Annotated in this window: 16 protein-coding genes; 11 read left to right on the top strand and 5 right to left on the bottom strand. The window is 61.3% G+C overall.

Annotated features, from left to right (window positions below):
* The first annotated feature begins 32 nt into the window (after window positions 1-32).
* The 3 genes from ONZ54_RS16500 to ONZ54_RS16510 all read left to right on the top strand — a co-directional run bounded on the left by ONZ54_RS16500 (window position 33) and on the right by ONZ54_RS16510 (window position 4092).
* Complete coding sequence (locus ONZ54_RS16500; protein WP_271786705.1) at window positions 33-1898, top strand: beta-N-acetylhexosaminidase; 1866 nt, start codon at window positions 33-35, stop codon at window positions 1896-1898.
* Window positions 1899-2112: 214 nt separating this feature from the next.
* Window positions 2113-3666, top strand: a complete 1554-nt coding sequence (locus ONZ54_RS16505) for a methyl-accepting chemotaxis protein (protein WP_271786706.1) — start codon at window positions 2113-2115, stop codon at window positions 3664-3666.
* 69 nt (window positions 3667-3735) lie between these two features.
* On the top strand, window positions 3736-4092 hold the full coding sequence (locus tag ONZ54_RS16510; RefSeq protein WP_271786707.1) for an MGMT family protein: 357 nt from the start codon (window positions 3736-3738) through the stop codon (window positions 4090-4092).
* 130 nt (window positions 4093-4222) lie between these two features.
* Here the strand turns inward: ONZ54_RS16510 and ONZ54_RS16515 are convergent, their stop codons facing one another.
* Window positions 4223-4390, bottom strand: a complete 168-nt coding sequence (locus ONZ54_RS16515) for a hypothetical protein (protein ID WP_005312189.1) — start codon at window positions 4388-4390, stop codon at window positions 4223-4225.
* A 114-nt stretch (window positions 4391-4504) separates the two neighbouring features.
* Window positions 4505-7126 (bottom strand): type I DNA topoisomerase, encoded by a 2622-nt coding sequence (topA, locus tag ONZ54_RS16520; protein ID WP_021139069.1) that lies wholly within the window; start codon window positions 7124-7126, stop codon window positions 4505-4507.
* A gap of 361 nt (window positions 7127-7487) precedes the next feature.
* Between topA and astB the strand changes: the two genes are divergently transcribed.
* Complete coding sequence (gene astB, locus ONZ54_RS16525; RefSeq protein WP_271786708.1) at window positions 7488-8825, top strand: N-succinylarginine dihydrolase; 1338 nt, start codon at window positions 7488-7490, stop codon at window positions 8823-8825.
* Between the two features lie 203 nt (window positions 8826-9028).
* Here astB and sohB read toward each other — a convergent pair whose 3' ends face one another.
* On the bottom strand, window positions 9029-10036 hold the full coding sequence (sohB, locus tag ONZ54_RS16530; RefSeq protein WP_271786709.1) for a protease SohB: 1008 nt from the start codon (window positions 10034-10036) through the stop codon (window positions 9029-9031).
* A gap of 222 nt (window positions 10037-10258) precedes the next feature.
* Here sohB and ONZ54_RS16535 point away from each other — a divergent pair, with 222 nt between their 5' ends.
* Both ONZ54_RS16535 and ONZ54_RS16540 read left to right on the top strand, forming a co-directional pair.
* Window positions 10259-11014, top strand: coding sequence for a YciK family oxidoreductase (locus tag ONZ54_RS16535; protein ID WP_125606349.1), 756 nt, complete (start codon window positions 10259-10261; stop codon window positions 11012-11014).
* A 109-nt stretch (window positions 11015-11123) separates the two neighbouring features.
* The gene (locus ONZ54_RS16540) at window positions 11124-12008 is read left to right on the top strand and encodes a LysR family transcriptional regulator (protein ID WP_005312172.1); all 885 of its coding nucleotides are present in this window, start codon (window positions 11124-11126) and stop codon (window positions 12006-12008) included.
* A gap of 181 nt (window positions 12009-12189) precedes the next feature.
* Here ONZ54_RS16540 and ONZ54_RS16545 read toward each other — a convergent pair whose 3' ends face one another.
* Entirely contained in the window at window positions 12190-13362 is a 1173-nt protein-coding gene (locus tag ONZ54_RS16545) for an MFS transporter (protein ID WP_271786710.1), read from the bottom strand.
* A gap of 161 nt (window positions 13363-13523) precedes the next feature.
* On the opposite strand from ONZ54_RS16545, the gene ONZ54_RS16550 reads away from it, so the two are divergent.
* Together ONZ54_RS16550 and ONZ54_RS16555 are read left to right on the top strand one after the other, a co-directional pair.
* Entirely contained in the window at window positions 13524-14663 is a 1140-nt protein-coding gene (locus tag ONZ54_RS16550) for a MalY/PatB family protein (protein WP_021139074.1), read from the top strand.
* A 177-nt stretch (window positions 14664-14840) separates the two neighbouring features.
* Window positions 14841-16205 (top strand): TAXI family TRAP transporter solute-binding subunit, encoded by a 1365-nt coding sequence (locus ONZ54_RS16555; RefSeq protein ID WP_271786711.1) that lies wholly within the window; start codon window positions 14841-14843, stop codon window positions 16203-16205.
* A 198-nt stretch (window positions 16206-16403) separates the two neighbouring features.
* Here ONZ54_RS16555 and ONZ54_RS16560 read toward each other — a convergent pair whose 3' ends face one another.
* Window positions 16404-17324 (bottom strand): LysR family transcriptional regulator, encoded by a 921-nt coding sequence (locus tag ONZ54_RS16560; protein WP_155603503.1) that lies wholly within the window; start codon window positions 17322-17324, stop codon window positions 16404-16406.
* A 181-nt stretch (window positions 17325-17505) separates the two neighbouring features.
* Here ONZ54_RS16560 and ONZ54_RS16565 point away from each other — a divergent pair, with 181 nt between their 5' ends.
* From ONZ54_RS16565 to ONZ54_RS16575, 3 genes are all read left to right on the top strand, one after another.
* On the top strand, window positions 17506-18762 hold the full coding sequence (locus tag ONZ54_RS16565; RefSeq protein WP_005312153.1) for an adenylosuccinate synthetase: 1257 nt from the start codon (window positions 17506-17508) through the stop codon (window positions 18760-18762).
* A gap of 270 nt (window positions 18763-19032) precedes the next feature.
* Window positions 19033-19569: a YbhB/YbcL family Raf kinase inhibitor-like protein gene (locus ONZ54_RS16570; protein WP_058393459.1), complete on the top strand. Its 537-nt coding sequence runs from the start codon at window positions 19033-19035 to the stop codon at window positions 19567-19569.
* An 11-nt stretch (window positions 19570-19580) separates the two neighbouring features.
* Window positions 19581-20384 carry a helix-turn-helix transcriptional regulator gene (locus ONZ54_RS16575; protein WP_271786712.1) on the top strand — a complete coding sequence of 268 codons (804 nt, stop codon included), beginning with the start codon at window positions 19581-19583 and terminating at the stop codon, window positions 20382-20384.
* Window positions 20385-20410: the final 26 nt, after the last annotated feature.

Genomic DNA, 20410 nt, shown 5'->3' on the forward strand with positions numbered 1-20410 from the left:
TTTGTTCCCTTAACTCCATCAGAGGAATTTTCATGTCTGCACCCCTGATCCACACCCAGGTTGACCGACGCGATGGCGAGGACGTCTGGTTCCGATTCAACCTGAGCCAGTTGCCGGCAGCCCCCTGGAAACTTCACTTCTGCCTGGCACGCCACATAGATCCCGCCTCCCTCGAGGGTGCCAGACTGGAGCGCCAGAGCGGCAGCTACAAGGTGCTGATCCCGGCCGAGGGGCAAAGCGAGCTGCGTTTTTGCTGTCGCAACACCCCCATCAAGCGATTGTCTGACATGCCGCAGGGCTTCTTCCTGAGCCTGCCCGAGGCGAGCACGGGCCCCCAGCTGATGCCGGTAACCTTGGTGGAACAAGAGCTGGGCCTGCCGCCAAGCGGGCCCGCCGCTCCGGATCTGCCAGAGGTCGAACCCCTCGCAGGCATAGTGCCCCAGCCGGATCAGCTGGTGCTGCTGGAGGGCAACTTCCGGCTGGCGGAACGGGCTCATGTCAGCGGGCCCGGGTCGCTGACCGGCCTGCTGGCCCATTTCAACGAGCTGACAGGGCTGGCGCTGGAGCAGGATCATGATGCCGAGATCCGGCTGATCGAGGCCCCCCTGGCTGCCGAGGCCTATCGCCTTACCATCACGCCGGAGGGGGTGACCATAGCCGCGGCTGGCGAGGCTGGCTGGCGCCACGGCCTGACAAGCCTGGCCCAGTGGGCTCTGCAGCACGGAGAGAGCCTGCCCTGCATCGAGCTGGTCGATGCCCCCCGCTTCGGTTTTCGCGGCATCTTCCTCGACTGCGCCCGCCACTTTCACTCCGTCGCTAGCCTCAAGCGCCTGCTCAAGTTGATGAGCCTCTACAAGTTCAACCGCTTCCACTGGCATCTGACCGATGACGAAGGGTGGCGGCTCGAGATCAAGGCTTTCCCGCAGCTGACAGAGATCGCAGCCTGGCGCGGCCACGATCTGCCAGTGGGGCCCCAGCTCAGTGGCGGCCCCGAGCCCTATGGCGGCTACTATACCCAAAGCGAGGTACGCAAGCTGGTGGCTTATGCCAGCGGGCTCGGCATTACCGTCATCCCCGAGATCGACATCCCGGGCCACTGCCACGCCGCCATCAAGGCGCTGCCCGGGCTACTGATCGAGGAAGCGGATCGCTCCCGCTACCTGTCGGTGCAATATTTCGACGACAACGTGCTCAACCCGGCCCTGCCCGGCACCTATCAGTTCCTGGAGGCGGTAATTGACGAGGTGTGCGAGCTGTTCCCTGGCCCCTTGGTACACATGGGGGGGGACGAGGTACCGACCGGGGTCTGGACCGACAGCCCGGCCTGCCAGCAGTTGATGCAACGGCAGGGATATCAGGATTGCCGCGAGCTGCAGGGCCACCTGCTGCGCCACTGCCAACAGTATCTGGCCAGCAAGGGCAAGCAGATGCTGGGTTGGGAGGAGATATTGCACGGCGACAAGGTAAGCCGGGATGCCACCATCTTCGCCTGGACCAGCTTCCAGGCAGGGCTGGATGCCGCGGCTGCGGGCTATCCCGTTGTGATGGCACCGGCCCAGCACCTCTATCTGGATCTGGCCTGGAGCCAGGATCCCCGCGAACCCGGCCTCTACTGGGCGGGCACCCTCAATCTGGAGCAGGTATATCGATGTGATCCTGCCCCGGCCGATTTCCATGCCAACGATAACATCCTGGGGGTGCTGAGCCCCTTATGGTCGGAACTGGTGACCTCTCGTGACCGTCTCGACTATATGTTGTTCCCGCGTATGCTGGCCACCGCCGAGGTGGCCTGGAGCGACGCCACCCGCAAGGCGTGGGATCACTTCGCCGCCCGCCTGCCGGGCCAGCTGCAGATCCTCGACCAGCTACAGGTGCGTTATCGGGTACCACAGAGGTAGTGTTATCTTTCTGTCTGGCGACCTTTGGGTCGCCTTTTTTTACCATCCACCAACAAAAAACCAACTTTCCCCTACCATTCATCCGCCATTGTTGGCAAAATTCAGCCCCCTATGAAGCCGACTCGGCGCGCCCTGGCAATCACCTGCAACCACGCCCGGATCTGCCACAATAACAACGACAAAACTATCAACAAGAACATCGGAGCGTATTCCTATGGCTCGCAGAGACGTCCATACCCTGGACAGCGAAGTGGAGTTTCCTGCCGACGAACAACTCGTTTCCACCACCGACCTGCGCGGAGTGATCACCTACGCCAACCCCGCCTTCTGCCGCATCGCCGGCTACCCCGTTGAAGAGCTGGTCGGTCACAACCACAACCTGGTGCGCCACCCCGATATGCCCAAGGCCGCCTTTGCCGATCTGTGGGCCCGCCTCAAGGAGGGCAAGCCCTGGCGCGGCATGGTGAAGAACCGCTGCAAGGATGGCCGTTACTACTGGGTCGACGCCTATGTGACCCCCATCTACGAGGGGGGCATAGTCAGCGGTTACCAGTCGGTACGCTGCAAACCGGAACCCCAGCTCAAGCGCGTCGCCAGCCAGACCTATCAGGCCCTGCTCAAGGCTGAGCGGGGCTCGGCCAGCAGCCTTCCCTCCCTCAGCCGCATGCGCCTGCCGGTGCTGGGCTTGCTGTTGCTCGGCCTGCTCGGCTGGGCCTTTCTCAGCAAGGGCGCCATGACAGCCCTGCTGATGCTGCTGCCCCTGCTGCTCATCAGTGGCGCCTACTGGCGGGAAATATTCTCCCTGCCCCTCTACCTGCAGCAGCTCGGCCGAGAGTATGACAGCCTGACCCGGCTGGTTTATTCGGGTGACGGCCCGGGCGCCATCGCCGATTTTCACATCAAGATGCTGCAGGCCCGTATCCGTACCGTGCTGGGCCGGATCAACGATGCGACCCATCCCCTGCAGACCCTGGCCACCAACCTGAAACAGGCATCCCATCAGGCCTGTCTCGACATCAACGAGCAGGATGCCCAGACCCAGCAGATGGCTGCCGCCATGACCCAGATGGCCAGCACGGCTCATGAGATTGCCCACAACATCCAGGACTCCAATGGTCAGGTCAACGAGGCACGCAGCCGCTGCGAGCACACCAACAAACAGCTGAGCCAGACCGAACAACGCATCGAGCAGCTCGCTAAACAAGCTGAACTGGCGTTCAACTCTGCGGTAGAACTTGCCAGCGAGTCGGAGCGAATTGGCAGCGTCATGGGCGAAATCCAGGGTATAGCCGATCAGACCAACCTGCTGGCCCTCAACGCCGCCATAGAGGCGGCGCGGGCCGGTGAGCAGGGCCGCGGCTTTGCGGTGGTGGCTGACGAGGTGCGTACCCTGTCGACCCGCACCCACAAGGCGACCGAGCAGATCCAGGGCAGCATACAGCAGATCCAGCACACTCTGGGACGCTGGAAGGGGATGATGCAGGAGAACCTGCAACAGACCCGCGAGTGCGCCGAGATGACCCGCCAGGGCGCCAGCAGCCTGCACACGGTGCTGGAAGAGATAGAGCTGGTCACGGAACACTCCACCCAGATCGCCGCCGCCGCCGAGCAGCAACAGGCGGTGGTGGAGGAGATCAGCCGCAGCATCAACCAGATTTCCCAGTACTCCCAGGCCAATAGCCAGAAGATGCAGGAGGTCGACGACTCGAGTCAGGAGCTGCTGGAGCGCGCCAGGCAGCTCAAGGGGCTCAGTCAGACCTTTGGTTGACACGGGTTGCCACCCCCATGACAGAAGCGCCACAATGGCGCTTCTGTCGTTTCTGGAGAGTCATGACCCATGAGAATGGAGCCAGCCCCTGCCCCCCTGAACAAGGTCGCCCGCATCGAGGCGATCCTCGCCCTGATCCCGCCCGGCAAGGTGGTCAGCTATGGTCAGGTGGCGGATCTGGCTGGGCTGCCCGGTCGAGCCCGACTGGTGGGCAAGGTGCTGCGGGAAACGGACAAGGTGCTGCCCTGGCATCGCGTGCTGGGCGCAGGCGGCACCATTTCACTGCCAAAAGGGTCGACAAGCTTCATGGAACAGACGGGACGATTGCAGCAGGAGGGGGTGCCTGTGATAGGCGGGAGGGTAAAGATGCGGGAGTGGCAATGGCAGCCCGACCTCGCCGAGCTGCTATTCCTCATTCCTTTTTAAAGCGCTGCTATTTTTTGTTAAACCAGAGCGCTGCGGTTTCTCATGATGTTCTGTTGAGTCACAGCGCGGCTATCTGTCTTGGTTTCCTTTCGAATCAAAGAGCTGTCATGCCTCCTTGTTCCCTTTCAGGTCACAGTGTGAGTGGAGCCAGGATCTCGTCGCTGCGCACCTGCACGGGTATGGTTTCATACTCCCGTTGCAGCAACACCAGCAGACTCTGCCTGTCCACTTCCAGCACATAGGCAGTCCCTTCCCGGGTCAAACAGGTCATTCCCGGCCGGATCTCGTTAATCTCCATCACAACCTCCGTGTACAGCGCTGCCATCCTTGCAGCCGTTTCAGTATACCGTCATCTCCCAACAAAAAGGCCCCTGCAAGGGGCCTCTTTCATCATAGTGTGAACTGCGCGCCATCAGGCCTTCTTCGACTTGGCCAGGCTCTCCTGCCACTTGCCGTTGTCGTAGTGCGCCGTCCAGCCCGTTGCCTTGCCGTTGACCTCCGTCATCACGTACTGCTCCTTGGTCTTGCGACTGAAGCGAACGATGGAGGCGTTACCGTCAGGATCTGACGCCGGGGCGTCAGCCAGGTACTGGTGCTTGGGCGAGAGGCGATCCTTGAAGCGCTTGAGCTCTTCCACCAGAGGTGCACGGGTCTCGCGGGATTTCGGGAAGTTGCTGGCGGCCAGGAACAGGCCAGCCGCCCCGTCACGTAGCACGAAGTATGCATCGGATTGGGTGCACTTGAGCTCGGGCAGCGGTACAGGATCTTCCTTCGGCGGCGCTATGTCGCCGTTTTTCAGGATCTTGCGGGTGTTCTTGCAAGTCTCATTGGTACAGCCCATGTACTTGCCAAAACGGCCGTTCTTGAGCTGCATTTCGGAACCGCAGCGATCGCACTCTATGCTGGGGCCTTCATAACCCTTGAGCTTGAACTGGCCCTTCTCGATTTCGTAACCGTCACAATCCGGGTTGCGACCACAGACGTGCAGCTTGCGGCTGTCGTCTATGATGTAGGCGTCCATGGCTGTGCCACAGATGCCGCAGCGGTGCTTGGCACGCAGCGCCTCGGTTTCAGCCTCGTCACCGTCAGTGGCGGAGACAAATTCGTCGGCGGAGACCAGGTTGATGGTCTTCTTGCAGCGCTCTTTCGGCGGCAGGGCGTAACCGGAGCAACCGAGGAAGACGCCGGTGGTGGCGGTACGGATCCCCATCTTGCGGCCGCAATCCGGGCAGTCGATGTCGGTCAGCACCATCTGGTTGGCACGCATGCCCCCCTCTTCCGCATCCCGATCCGCTTTTGCCAGCTCCTGGGTAAATTCTTCGTAGAAGGCGTCCAGCACCTTCTTCCACTCCAGGCTGCCTTCGGCGATGCCATCGAGCTTGTCTTCCATCTTGGCGGTGAACTCGTAGTTCATCAGCTCGACGAAGTTCTCCACCAGACGGTCGGTGACGATTTCACCCATCTTCTCGGCGAAGAAACGGCGGCTCTCGACCCGCACATAACCGCGATCCACGATAGTGGAGATGATGGAGGCGTAGGTAGACGGACGGCCAATGCCGCGCTTTTCCAGCTCGCGCACCAGGGCCGCTTCGGTGAAGCGCGCGGGCGGCTTGGTGAAGTGCTGGCGCGGATCCAGCTTGATCAGTTTGAGTACCTCGCCCACTGTCACCGCAGGCAGCTGGCTGTCTTCGCCCTTGCGCCCCATGGGCGGCAATGCCTTGGTCCAACCGGCGAAACGCAGGGTACGACCACGGGCCTTGAGCTCGAACTCACCGGCCTTGACGGTCAGGGTGGAGGAGTCGTACTGGGCCGGTGTCATCTGGCAGGCCACGAACTGGCGCCAGATGAGATCGTACAGACGCATTGCATCCGGCTCCATGCCTTCCAGCATTTCGGCAGTCACCAGCACGCTGGAGGGACGGATCGCCTCGTGAGCCTCCTGGGCGCCAGCCTTGGAACCATACAGATTCGGCTCGGCCGGCAGATAGGCTGCGCCATACTGCTCACCGATATATTCACGCAGCGCCTCGACCGCCTCTTTGCTGAGGTTGGTGGAGTCGGTACGCATATAGGTGATGTAACCCGCTTCATAGAGACGCTGGGCCATCATCATGGTCTTCTTCACCCCGAAGCTCAGACGGGTCGATGCCGCCTGTTGCAGGGTGGAAGTAATGAAGGGGGCGGACGGCTTGGAGCCGGTCGGCTTGTCTTCCCGGTTCACCACCTTGTAGTCGACCCCTTCCAGGGCGGCTACGGCAGCGAAAGTCTCGGCCTGGGTGACCGGCTTGAAATCGGCGCCGTTGCGGCTGACCACTTCCATGCGCAGATCGGCCTTGTCACCGGTCAGCAGATCGGCGTTGAGATCCCAGAACTCCACCGGTACGAACGCCTTGATCTCGCGCTCTTTATCGACGATGAGACGCACGGCAACGGACTGCACCCGGCCGGCAGAGAGGCCACGGGCCAGCTTCTTCCATAGCAGGGGGGAAACCATGTAGCCCACCACCCGGTCGAGGAAACGACGGGCCTGCTGGGCATTGACGCGGTGGATGTTCAGCTCGGATGGCTGGGCAAACGCTTCCTGAATCGCAGTCTTGGTGATCTCGTTGAATACCACCCGCTTGTAGCGGCTGTCGTCACCACCGATGATCTCGCGCAAGTGCCAGGCGATGGCCTCTCCCTCTCTATCCAAGTCGGTTGCGAGATAGATGGTGTCAGCCTTGGCGGCCAGACTTTGCAACTCACTGACCACTTTCTCTTTGCCGGGCAAAATCTGGTAGTTGGCCTGCCAGCCTGCGGTCGGATTTATCCCCATCCGTGAGAACAGGGCATTGCGATCCTTGGCAGCCTTCTCTGATTCGCTCAGCTTGATGCCGCGAATGACAGGTTTTTTGGGCTCGTTGCTGGCGCTGCCACTGGTGGGCAGATCGCGAACATGACCGACGCTGGATTTCACCACGTAGTCCTTGCCCAAATATTTGTTGATGGTCTTGGCCTTGGCCGGAGACTCCACTATGACCAGTGATTTGCCCATGCTGTAACTATTATCCTCATTGCACCCGACGGGGTTGGTGTGCGGTTTTGTGGGGCTGTATAAGAGATTTGACGCGAAAAAGCAATCTTGTGAGCAAATTAGCTCACCCGCCCGAACCAGCTGACCTCTTTATTTATTAATGCGAAGCCGAGCCTTGGGAAGCAACCGCTTTTTTATTTTTATGCCATATCCACCCCTTTTTTATATTTGAAATGACATAACAAACCGCTCTTGCAACATAACAAACCACTTTAGTTATCAGCTTGTTACAAAAGACAAAATCTCCTTATAATGGCTGCATCCCGCAGCTTTGTGCGCGGAAGGAACCGCTACCCATATAAAAATCGAAAGGATGTACTCAATGAAGCACTTCGAGGTCAATTTCGACGGCCTGGTCGGCCCGACCCACAACTATGCGGGCTTGTCCTACGGCAACGTTGCCTCCCAGAGCAATGCCAAGGAAGCGTCCAATCCCAAGGAGGCAGCCAAGCAGGGGCTGCGCAAGATGAAGGCGCTGACCGAGCTTGGCATGACCCAGGGGGTGCTGGCACCGCAGGAGCGGCCGGATCTGGCTACCCTGCGCCGTCTCGGCTTCACCGGCAATGATGCAAGCGTGCTGGCCCAGGCTGCCAAACAGGCACCCGCCGTGCTGGCCGCCTGTTATTCGGCCTCCAGCATGTGGACTGCCAACGCCGCCACCGTCTCCCCGAGTGCCGATACCCAGGATGGCCGCATTCACTTCACCCCCGCCAACCTGACCAACAAGTTCCACCGCTCCCTCGAACCCGAGGTGACGGGCCGCATACTGCGCGCCGTGTTCAACAACGACCGTCACTTCTATCACCACCAGTACCTGCCGGAAAACGATCACTTCGGTGACGAGGGCGCCGCCAACCACACCCGGCTGTGTCGTGCCTACGGCGAATCCGGGGTCGAGTTGTTCGTCTATGGCCGCAGCGCGTTTGATGTCTCCCAGCCCGCCCCCAAGCGCTATCCGGCCCGCCAGACCCTGGAAGCCAGCCAGGCCATCGCCCGTCTGCACGGGTTGAGTGAAGAGAGTGCCGTCTTCATCCAGCAGAATCCGGACGTGATCGATCAAGGGGTGTTTCACAACGACGTGATAGCGGTAGGCAACCAGAACGTGCTCTTCTTCCACCAGCAGGCGTTTCTCAATACCGAGGCGGCGCTGGTCGAGGTGCGCAACAAGTTTGGCGAAGGCGAGCTGCACTTCATCGAGGTACCGACTGCCGAGGTGTCGGTGCAGGATGCGGTGAAATCCTATCTGTTCAACACCCAGATCCTGACCCTGCCGTCCGGCGAGATGGCGATCATCGCCCCCACAGAGTGTCGTGACAATCCGGCGGTATCGGCCTACCTCGGCAAGCTCATCGCCCAGGGCACCCCCATCAAGCAGATACACTACATGGACGTGAAGCAGAGCATGCGCAACGGCGGTGGCCCCGCCTGTCTGCGGCTGCGGGTCGCCATGAACGATCAGGAGCTGGCGGCGGTCAATCCGGCCTGCCTCATCAACGACAGCCAGTTCGCCCGGCTGGATCAGTGGGTGGATCGCCACTACCGCGACAGTCTGGCGCTGGATGATCTGCGCGACCCGGCACTGGTACAGGAGTCCCGCACCGCCCTGGACGAACTGACCCAGATCCTCAAACTCGGCTCCGTCTACCCGTTCCAGCGCTGAGTCGCTGGATAGCAAAAGCCGGGCAAGTGCCCGGCTTTTTATTGCCCTTTGAACGGCTTCCTAGAACCTGTTTTCTAACTGTCGCGAGAGGTCGTCAGCAAGGTGAAGAGCAGCGCAGGAACCGGAGCGTATAAACATACGTGAGGATTCCGAGCAGCACATGAGCCTTGATCACGACCTCGCAGTAAGATCGGAACAGGTTCTCAGCGCCAGGGGCTCTGCTGCCACAGGCGACCCAAGCTCGACTCCAGCGCCAGGGCCGCCTGCTGGCCCAGCTTCTGAGTCAGGCTCTTTGGCTTGCGATAGCTGATGCCGACCACCTTGTGGTGGCTGGCCTGGGCCAGCAGGTAGTCGTCGCTGGTGCAGAGGGTGTCCACCAGCCCCAGCCCCTTGGCCTGGCTCGCCAGCCAGTGTTCCCCCGTGGTGACACTGTCTATGTCGAGGTGGGGTCTGTGCTCGGCCACGAACGCCTTGAACCGCTCGTGGATGGCGCCCAGCTCCTCACGAAACTTTTCCCGCCCCAGATCGTCGTTCTCACCGAACATGGTGATGGTGCGCTTGTACTGGCCAGCAGTGTGCATCTCGAATTCGATGTCGTGCTTTTTCAAGAGCTTGTTGAAGTTCGGCAACTGGGCAATCACACCGATGGAGCCGACGATGGCAAAGGGCGCCGCCAGTATCTGATCTGCCACGCAGGCCATCATGTAGCCGCCGCTCGCCGCCACCTTGTCGATGGCCACTGTGAGTTTGATGCCCTTGTCCCGCAGTCGTTGCAACTGGGAAGCTGCCAGGCCATAGCCATGGACCACACCGCCGCCGGACTCAAGACGCAGCAACACCTCGTCACCGGACTGGGCGACCCCTATCACGGCGCTCACCTCTTCTCGCAGGGAAGCCACCTCTTTGGCATCCATGCTGCCGTTGAAATCGAGCACAAACAGGCGACTGCGTTCGTCTTCCGTCTTGGCACGGGCCTTGTGTTCGGCCTTGCGCGTTTTCTCCAGCAGCTTGCGCTCGGTCTTGCCGGCCAGCGCCGCCTGCAATTGATAACGCCCCTGCTCCAGCTCGCTGGAGAGATCAGTCACCATCAGCTCACCCTTGCGGGATTTCGGCTGACGGCTGCTGATCACCATCAGGATGACGGCAGCTATGGCCAGCAGTAAGGTGAGGGTCTTGGCCAGGAACAGGCCATACTCGGTCAAAAATGCCACTTGATACTCCATAGTGAGTCAGTTTTTTCACATTCTAGGGAGTTTGCAGGGCTCGCGCAAAAACTCTGCGACAGCAGCTCAAAAAACAGACTCGACAATCACAACCCCTCTATTTTCTTCACATTTTTGCCGTCTCATACTGGTCAAATGCCGTGCGGGATCAGTACACTTGCCCCTCTATTGCCGCGCGCATCTGCCACGAATTTGTTAACAGGAGTTGTCATGCTCGATTATCAGGCACCCCGGGATCTGCTCAAGGACAAGGTCATTCTGGTCACAGGTGCCGGTGACGGCATAGGCCGCGAAGCGGCTATCACCTATGCAGCCCACGGCGCGACCGTGATCCTGCTCGGCCGCACCAGTGCCAAACTCGAGGCTGTTTATGACCAGATTGAGGCCGCCGGTTATCCCCTTCCCGCCATAGTGCCGGTGGACCTGAAAGGAGCAACCGCCGCCCACTACCGCGGCATGGCCGAGACCTTCGCCCAGCAGTTTGGTCGCCTCGACGGCGTGCTGTTCAACGCGGGCCTGCTCGGCACCCTTTCTCCCTTCGAACATATTCAGGAGAAAGAGTGGGACGAGGTGATGCAGGTCAACGTGAAATCCGAATTCCTGCTGACCCAGGCGCTGCTGCCGCTGATCCGCCAGACCGCCAGGGAGCATGGTGAGGCCTCCATTGTCTACACCTCCTCCAGCGTGGGGCGCAAAGGCCGCGCCTACTGGGGCACCTACGCCATCTCCAAGTTCGCCATCGAAGGCATGATGGAAGTGCTGGCCGACGAACTGGAAAACACGGCTGTGCGAGTCAACACCCTCAACCCGGGCGGTACCCGCACCAAGATGCGCGCCAGCGCCTTCCCGGCGGAAGATCCCCAGCAGCTCAAGACGCCGGCCGACCTGATGCCGCTCTATCTCTACCTGATGGGACAGGACAGCCGTGGCAAAACCGGTCAGACCTTTGTGGCCCAGCCCAAATAAATCAACAAAATAACCGGAACCCTGCACCGCATGGGGTTAAATTCAATAGGGTGTCGTCGGCACCCTGTCGAAGGCCTTTATCAGATCCGATCCCTTATCAGGTTGAGATATGTTTCGTCCCAAGAGCACGTTTGAGCAATGGCGGATCTTTCAGGCCGTGGTGGACTGCGGCGGTTATGCCCAGGCCGCCGAGGCGCTGAACAAGAGCCAATCCTCTCTCAATCATGCGGTGGCCAAGCTGCAGCAGAGTCTGGGAGTGCCCCTGCTGGAAGTGAGGGGGCGCAAGGCGGTATTGACGCCGGCAGGGGAGATCTTCCTCAAGCGGGCCCGTCAGCTCAGCCAGCAGGTGGAAGAGCTGGAAAACCTGGCCAACAACCTGGAGCGGCAGTGGGAGCCGCAGATCAATCTCTATGTTTCCGTGCTGCAACCGCGGGAGCGTCTCTATCGGGCACTGGCCAACTTCTATCCCCGCAGCCGGGGCTGCCGCGTCAATCTGCACGAACGCATTCACTGCCACTTCAATGCATTGCAGGTAGGGGATCTCATGCTGTCCGAACACCTGCCCCAGGATCGCACCGGCCTGCCGCTGGACGAAGTGTGCCTGCTGCCGCTCTGCTCGGCCGAACATCCCCTCGCCGCCCTGACGGGAGCCGTCTCCACCGAGGAGCTCGCCAGCCACAACCAGATAAGCTTGCATCCCCCCATCCACCGCTCGGTGGACTGGAACGATGCGGACGACACTGGCTGGAAGGCGACCCACTATCACGAAGCCATCGCCATGCTCAAACTCGGCCTTGGCTATGCCTGGTTGCCCCGCCATCTGGTTCAGGAGGAGCTGGGCAGCGGCGCCCTGGTGCCACTGGATCTGGAGAGCGGCAACGAGCGCCACCTCTATACCTATCTGCTCACCCCGTCAGCCGATACCCTGGGTCCGGCCACCGAACTGCTGCTGCGCTGTCTTCGCAACGAATATCAGACCGATAACGACAAGTAACCTCGGTCAGCGACAGCGATACTGATATCTCAGCTCACGCCATCAACGGCCGATACCCTGGGTCCGGCCACCGAGCTGCTGCTGCGCTGTCTTCACAACGAATATCAGAACGACAACGACAAATAAGCACATGCCGTCAGGCTGCCTGCATCACCCATAGCCAACCGGTCACAGACCCGCCTCACACATTGGGCACCCGCCAGCAGGCGCCCAGTGCCGCCAGCGCCAGCGCAGTCGCCACCATGAAGACCCCGTGAAAACTCCAGATCTCGGCCACAGTCCCCGCGATGGCTCCCGCCATGATGGAGCCGGTGCGTATGCTGTTGGCAAACAGGGTAGTCGCCACTCCGGCGCGCCCCGGCATCAGATCCTGGAAGTAGGACATGCCGATCCCGGCGACTATGCCGATGAAGATGGCGTTGAGCAGTTGCAGCGCGATGAGCGCAGACTGGCTCGACAGGGTGACCAGCCCCACGTAGAAACCGACCCCGGCCAGCACGGCCACCAGCATCATGGGACGCTTGCCGAAGCGCTGGGTGTAGTAGCCCGCCAGCAGCATGAAGGGGATCTCGAGGGCTGCCGCCGTGCCCATCAGCACACCGGCCAGCTTCTCCTCCAGCCCCAGCTCGCGGGTGATATAGAGCGGCATGTTGATGAGATACATACTGTTGCAGGTCCACATCAGGGTGGAGGCGATAAACAGTGCCCGCACCGACGGGTCCCGCCAGCTGCTGACCCGTTCCACCTCGTTATTTTGCGTGGGCAACGGCAGGGAGGGCAGCCAGCGCCACACCACCAGCGCGCAGACAAGGTAGGCAAGGGCGGAGGCGAGATACATCACCTCGAAGCCATAGCCGATGGCCAGCGCGAAGGCGATGGGGGGACCAATCACCCAGGCCAGGGAAAACTGGGCCCGCAGCACTGAGCTGAACATATCCGCCCGCTTGTTGCGGCTGTCGGCATATTCACGGGCCAGGGCAAACAGCTGGGGGCTGGCAGTGGCCGCCAGACTGGCCAGCACAACCCCCAGGCTCACCAGCAGCCAGTAGTTGCGATTCCAGGCGAACAGCAGGGAGAGCACCACACCCGCGAAGCAGCAGCGCAGGATCAGCTGCTTGCGATTCCCCTTGCTGTCGGAGCGGTGGCCGAGCCACTGGCTGATGAGGATGCCGACCACAGCGTTGACGGTGTAAAACAGTCCGACCAGCAAGGGGCGCACCTGCACCTCTTCGGCCAGAAACAGGCTCAAGGTCGGTACCTGGAGCGCTACTGCAACCCCGGTCATAAAGGTCACGGCCAGAAAAGAGAGGGAGACGGGATCACGCCTCTGCAGGGCTGTGGTCAGCAAGCTCATAGGATTACCACTGGATTGGGGGATAAAAACTGGCCAAAATTCGGCAAGTGCATGAAATAACGCCGCTTATTTTATGTCATTATCAAGAGTTACCTCAAGGCTTGCGACCCCGCGCCCGACCCCGTACATTGAAAGCCCACTGGCCAGTATAAGGATTTCACATGTTTGATTTTGACCGGGAAATAGATCGTCGCGACACCATGAGCCTGAAATGGGACAAGTACAAAGGCGAGGACGTGCTGCCCATGTGGGTTGCCGACACTGACTTTGTCTCGCCGCCCGCCGTCGTCGAGGCCCTCACCAAACGGGTCGCCCACGGTATCTTCGGTTACTCGCGCCCCTCTGCCCGGCTGATCGAACTCATCATGGCGCGTCTGGCCAGCCGCTACGGCTGGACCATACAGCCAGAGTGGCTCATCTTCCTGCCCGGCGTGGTACCGGGTCTGAACCTGGCGTGCAAAGCCTGGAGCCAGCAAGGCCGCGGCATCATCACCCCCAAGCCGGTTTACTACCCCTTCCTGCAAGCCCCCGGTTTCAACGACCGTCCCCTGCTCACAGTCCCCATGGTGGAAGAGGCGGGTCGCTGGGTGCTGGATCTGGAAGCGCTGGAGCGTCAGGCCCCGTTTGGTGATCTGCTGCTGCTGTGCAACCCGCACAACCCGGGTGGGACAGTGTTTACCCGCGAGGAGCTCGAAGCCATCGATGCCATCGCCGAGCGCCACAATCTGGTGGTCTGCTCGGACGAGATCCATTGCGATCTGCTGCTGGACAAAAATGCCCGCCACATACCCTATGGCGCCATCAGCCCGGAAGCCGCCGATCGCTGCGCCGTCATGATGGCACCGAGCAAGACCTTCAATATTGCAGGCCTGTGCTGCGCCTTTGCCGTGGTGCCCAACCCCCGTCTGCGCCTCAAGCTGCAACAGGCAATGCGCGGCATCAGCGCCGACGTCAATCTGCTGGGCTTTGTCGCGGCCGAAGCGGCCTACGAAGGGGGCGACCCCTGGCTTGCCGAACAGCTCGACTATCTGGCTGCCAATCTGGCGCTGATCGAGCAGGCGGTCGCCCGCTGGCCTGGCGTCACGCTGGCGCGCCATCAGGCGACCTACCTCGCGTGGATCGATGTCAGTGCGCTCGGGCTCGACGACCCCATCGCCTTCTTCGAACAGGCGGGAGTGGGGCTCTCCCCCGGCGCCCAGTTCGGCAATGGCCAGTTCGTGCGGCTCAACTTCGGTTGCACCAGGGCACGGCTGACCGAGGCACTGGCTCGCATGGAGAAAGCGATCCAGACTCGCATCTGACGGCAATAGCGTATATTTTTGCAGCTGCATATCGGCGGCAACCAACTACGCTTGAGCGCAGTCGTTGCGGGCCACAATGGTTGACTCCATTGTGGCCCGCCGCTGAATAGACAACATGAGACGTCATACGGGATGGGCCAGGCCCATCCCTTTTATCAGCCATTTATCCGGTTCACTATGTACCCAAGCCCCTTGCACCACCTGCCTGCCCTGCTACGAATCACCCTGCCCTGGCTGGCTGCGGCACTGGCACTGCCCCTGCACGCCACCACGCCCACCCATCTCACCATTGGCACAGGGGCGCTCAACGGCGTCTACTATCCGACCGGAGGCGCCATCTGCCGCTTGCTGAACGAAGAGAGTGCCAGCAAGGGGCTGCACTGTTCGGTGCAGAGCACCTCAGGTTCGCTGGCCAACTTGAAGGAGCTGGGCCAGGGCAAAATCCAGCTGGCACTGGTGCAATCGGATGTGGTTCATCATGCCGCCAAGGGCACAGGCCCCTTCGTGGGCCAGCCGCCCAACGACCGGCTTCGCAGCCTGTTCAGGCTCCATCAGGAGTCGCTGACCCTGCTTGCCAGCGCCACCAGCAGCATCACTACCCTGGCTGACATCGAAGGCAAGCGGGTCGATCTGGGCAACCCGGGCTCGGGGGAGCGCGTCACCAGTCAGGCTCTGCTCGATGCCATGGGTTGGCAGGCAAGCAGCTTTGCCCCCGTCATCCCGGCCGCAGTCAACAGTCGGCTGGAAGGGCTCTGCGATGGCACTCTGGACGCCGCTTTCGTGGTGGCGGGCCACCCCAATCAGGGCATAGGGGACCTGACCGGTCGCTGCAAGGCGCGTATCATCCCTATCGAAGGGGAACAGATCGACCGCCTGCTCAAGCACCACCCTTACTATCAGCACAGCCGGATCGGTGCCAACCTCTATCCCGGACAGCTCACCAGCGTCAGTACCTTCGCCGTTACCGCCGAGTTGATCGCACTGGACAGCCTGCCCGAAGCCGAGGTGCGCACAGTGCGGGACGTGCTGACCGCGCGGCTCAAGCAATTTACCAGATTGCACCCGGCACTGACGCCCCTCACCCAGGACTCCATGCTGGCCGCGGCAGACGTACCGCGCCATCCGGGCATGGAGGACGCCGCTCTGCCACTGCCGTCACTGACACCTGAATCCCTCACTGCCTCTGCGACAGAAGTGTCGGCGGCAACCCCCGCAATGGAAGCGGCTTCGGCTGCGCACGCCAGCAGCGAGGTGACAGTTCCCCCGGCGGGCACATCCGCCCCGGTGGCAACCCAGCCCGTTGCCGTGCAGCCCACCTCGGCCGCCATGGCGACTCAACCCGGGGTGGCCGCTCCCCCGTCGGCGGCAACGGCAACGCAAGCAACCGTGACTATGCCCGCCTCGGCGGCAGTCTCTCCGGCAGCGGTTGCCCCCCCGGCGGCAAGCGACACAAAAGGGGGCTCGCCAAGCGCGGCCGGTGCAACGAACGACGCGAGTCAGCCCTTGCCCGCCGCGCCCTCGTCGAGCATCCCCACCCAGTGATACTGTGGATACCCAAAGCAAAGAGGCCACTCATACGGGTGGCCTCTTTTTTGTATCGTTTTATATCCCTTGGCCCGGCACACACAGCGAGAATAAAGACGATGGATATACCGGTTATTTCAGCCCTTAAACCTTGCCTGTTATCGGTTGTGATCGCGGCCGGACAAGCGACAACTACCCGGCTTATCCGAAACCGGCTCAGCGCTCAGCCGTGGGCTGCGGGGGATGGTAGGCATCCGGCCTTTGTATCTCCTCCTCCACCCAGTGCAGCAGCTGCTTGATGGCCCGTGACAACACCTGATTCTGACGCACCACGTATCCCAGACTGGTGCCGGGAAAGTCGGTCAATCTGGTCACAGGGGCGTTGAGCTTGAGGCGCGGATGGAGCGAGAAGTCCGGCACTATGGCCACCCCGAATCCCGCCTCGGCCCAGTCGAGTTGGGCATCCACGCTGCCCACTTCCATGATGCGACAAGTAGGCAAACCGAGCAGAGGCAAGGAAGGGTCTATCAGCGCCCGGGTACGGGTATCGTGACCAAGCAGGATCAGAGTCGGCTCATCGAGGGGATCGCTCTCTCCTGCCTTCGCCCGCGCTTGCCAGCGGGCCAAGCCGTGTCCCAGCGCGCACCAGGTCACTTGCTGCAACTCTGTGTAGAACAGAGGTTCGCTGCGCTTTTGCGCCATCACGAAGCCAAGGTCCGCCTTGCCAGCCTTGACCAGCTCGGCCGCCTGATCCGACGTGGTATTGAACAAGGTGAGGTCGATGCCGGGAAACTCCTGCTTGAAACGCTGGAACGGCTGGATCAGCAGCAAGCGGGAGATGATGTCGCTGGCGGCGATGGCGAGCGTGCCCTGACTCAGCTGATTGAGGGCATTGAGGTCGGATTGGCACAGCAGCAACTCATTGATGGCGCGCTCGGCGCTTTGCAACAGGCGCTCCCCCGCCTGGGTCAGCCGGAACGGGCTGCGTTCAATCAGCTTGACCCGTGTAGCCTGCTCCAGATTTTTGAGGTGCAGGCTGACATTGGGCTGGGTCATGTGCAGTTCGGTGGCGGTGTGGCCGAAGTGCTGCAACCGTGCCAGGGTGACGAAGGTTTGCAGCCAGTGAATATCCAGCATGGGGATCCTCTTGTTTTCCACCTATGCGCACCTTATGCCGGCCAGTGCTGCAACACAGGTGTCTTGCCGATAACGCTGTCGTAATTATATGGTTCTCTTATCGGAATTATAAAGATAATTAATTTTTCTAATCCGCCTTAGCCTCCTAGGATGAACGCCTAACGTCTTAGGAGAAAGAGTCATGTCGTCTATCGTAGTCGTAGGTGCTAACTGGGGTGATGAAGGCAAAGGCCGCATCGTCGATTATCTGGCAGGTCAATCCGCCGCCAGCATCCGTTTTCAGGGCGGCAACAACGCCGGCCACACCGTCGTCAACGACCTGGGCACCTTCAAGCTGCACCAGTTGCCGAGCGGCGTATTCAACCCGGAGTGCCTGGTTGTCCTCGGCCCTGGCATGGTCATCAGCCCGGAGCCATTGACCCGCGAGCTGGCTGAAGTGAAAGCCGCCGGCGTGACCCCTAAACTAGCCATCTCTGATCGCGCTACCTTCTGCCTGCCGATCCATGCGCTGGAAGATACCCTGGAAGAAGTCCGTCTGGGTGATGGCGCCTATGGCTCCACCCGTCAGGGCATTGCACCGGCTTACGGTGATCGGGTCATGAAAAAAGCGATCCTGGTCGGCTGGCTGAAACAGCCTGAAGTGCTGGTCGAGCGCATCCAGTTCTTCCTCGACTGGAAACTGCCGCAGCTCAAAGCCCTCTACCCGAGCTTCGAGTTCAGCCAGACCGCCCAGGAAATGGCCGACTGGCTGCTGGAAGTGTCCGCTCCCTGGATCGACGCCGTCTGCAACGTCAGCGAGCCGCTCAAGGCCATCCAGGCCAAGAATGGCACCCTGCTGTTCGAAGCCCAGCTGGGCGCCGGCCGTGATCTCATCTACGGCGAATACCCCTGGGTGACCTCTTCCCACGTTTCCGGCGCTTACGCCGGCATCGGTGGCGGCCTGCCAGCCCTGCGCCCCGAGCGCGTGATTGCCGTGGCCAAGGCGTTCAGTACCTCTGTTGGTACCGGCACCCTGATCACCGCCATGGAGAACCAGGAAGAGTTCCGCAAGTTCGCCAACGAGTTCGGTGCCACCACTGGCCGTCCCCGTGACATCGGCTACTTCGACGCCGTTGCTACCAAGCAGGGTCTGGAGATCCAGGCCGCCAACGAGATCGCCCTGACCAAGCTGGACTGCCTCTCCGGCATGCCGGATCTGAAGATCTGTGTGGCCTACGAAGGTGCCAACACCGAGAACCCGATCTGGCCACAGACCGCCGGTCTGAAGCCGGTGTACGAGTCCATGGAAGCCTGGAGCGAAGACATCTCCCACATCCGCAAGTTTGAAGACTTGCCCAAGGCTGCCCAGCACTATGTGCTGCGTATCGAAGCCCTGCTGGGTGTGCCGGTCCCCATGGTCTCCGTCGGCCCGGGCCGCGAGCAGATGATACTGCGCTAAGCCGCCTGCTCTTCTGTCAGCACAATGTCAAAACCGGCCTCCATGAGGCCGGTTTTTTATGGCCGCCACACCACCAGCCGCCCACTCCCTTGCCGTCTCACCCCGCCTTACCAATCTCTTACCTTCCAGATGCAGACCTGCTCACAATCAACCACCTTAAACCTGATATTGAGCCTTGATGTTGCACCAGGCTGACCCTCTTTCGCTAGACTGATCCCCTCATCAGGATCCCCCCCATGGAGATCCCCTCATCCATAAAGGAGCACCACAATGAAATTACCCCTGCGTTCCGCCCTGCTCTCCCTGCTGTGCGTGGCGGTCCTGCCCGCCACCGCCATGACCTTGAAGAGCACGGACATCCAGGAAGGTCAGCTGATGGACAAGGCGTTCAGCTTCAACGGCTTCGGCTGCAAGGGCGAGAACCGATCCCCCCAGCTGAGCTGGCAGGACCTGCCGGCCGGCACCAGAAGCGTCGCCATCACCGCCTATGATCCCGATGCCCCCACCGGCAGCGGCTGGTGGCACTGGCTGGTGGTGAACCTGCCCGCCAATCAGAGCGAGCTGGCCAGCAACGCCTCCGGCAAACTCAAACAAGGGCTGGAGCTCGGAACCGACTTCGGCAGCCAGGGCTACGGCGGCCCCTGCCCGCCCGCCGGGCATGGCATGCACCGCTACCAGTTCACCGCCTGGGCTTTGCCTCAGGATCTCGAGGTCAAGGCAGATACCCCGCCCGCCATGGTAGGCTACATGCTCAATGCCATGGCGCTGGGCAAGGCCACCCTGACCGCCACCTTCGTCACCCCCTAGGAGCCCGCCGGATGAGCACTCCCTTGCTGCAACTGAATCACTATTTCGGGATCCGCGAGCAGCCCCTGCACAGGGTGCTCATCTATGCGCCGACCATCATCTGGGTAGAGCAGGGCCACAAGCTGCTGTGGTGGCAGGACAGGCGCCTGTCATTTGACAAGGGGAGCTGGCTGCTGATCCCGGCAGGCCACCAGCTCACCTTCATCAATCAGCCCGAGCAGGGCAAGTTCAGCTCCCATGCCCTGACCCTGCTGGCCCCGCCCCCTACCGAGTGGCTGACTGACGCCCCGGGCACCCGGCTCAGGGAACCGCGCCTTGAGATAAGTCCGGCGCTGGCGTTCTGCTTCGAGCTGGTCTGCTCCATGGCCAGCCGCACGCTGAGCCAGGCCACCCAGACCCAGCTGTTGCACGGCTTCTATGCCGAGCTGCAGGCCGCCGGCGGTCTCGACCTGCTGTTTCCCGCCAGCACAATGACGCTCGGGGAGCGGCTGGCCCGCTACCTCGGGGTGGAGCCCGGCGCCGACCACAGGCTGGAGACCATAGCCCCCCACTTCGCCATGAGCCGCGCCTCCCTGGTGCGCAAGCTGGCCGCCGAGGGGCGCAGCTTTCGTCAGCTGCTGGCCCAGGTGCGCATGGGCCACGCCCTCACCCTGCTGCAACAGGCCCTCACTCCGCTGGAGGTGGCCCTCGCCTGCGGTTATGACTCTCCCAGCCGCTTCGCCGCCCGTTTCAAGCAGGAGTTCGGTCTGACCCCCCACCAATATCTGCGTACCTGTCCCTCTGTTAACGTACAGCGCATGGTGAATAGTGACTAAGACAGCCTCTGGCATATCGTGCAAAG

The sequence above is a fragment of the Aeromonas salmonicida genome (assembly GCF_028355655.1).
GTDB lineage: Bacteria > Pseudomonadota > Gammaproteobacteria > Enterobacterales > Aeromonadaceae > Aeromonas > Aeromonas salmonicida.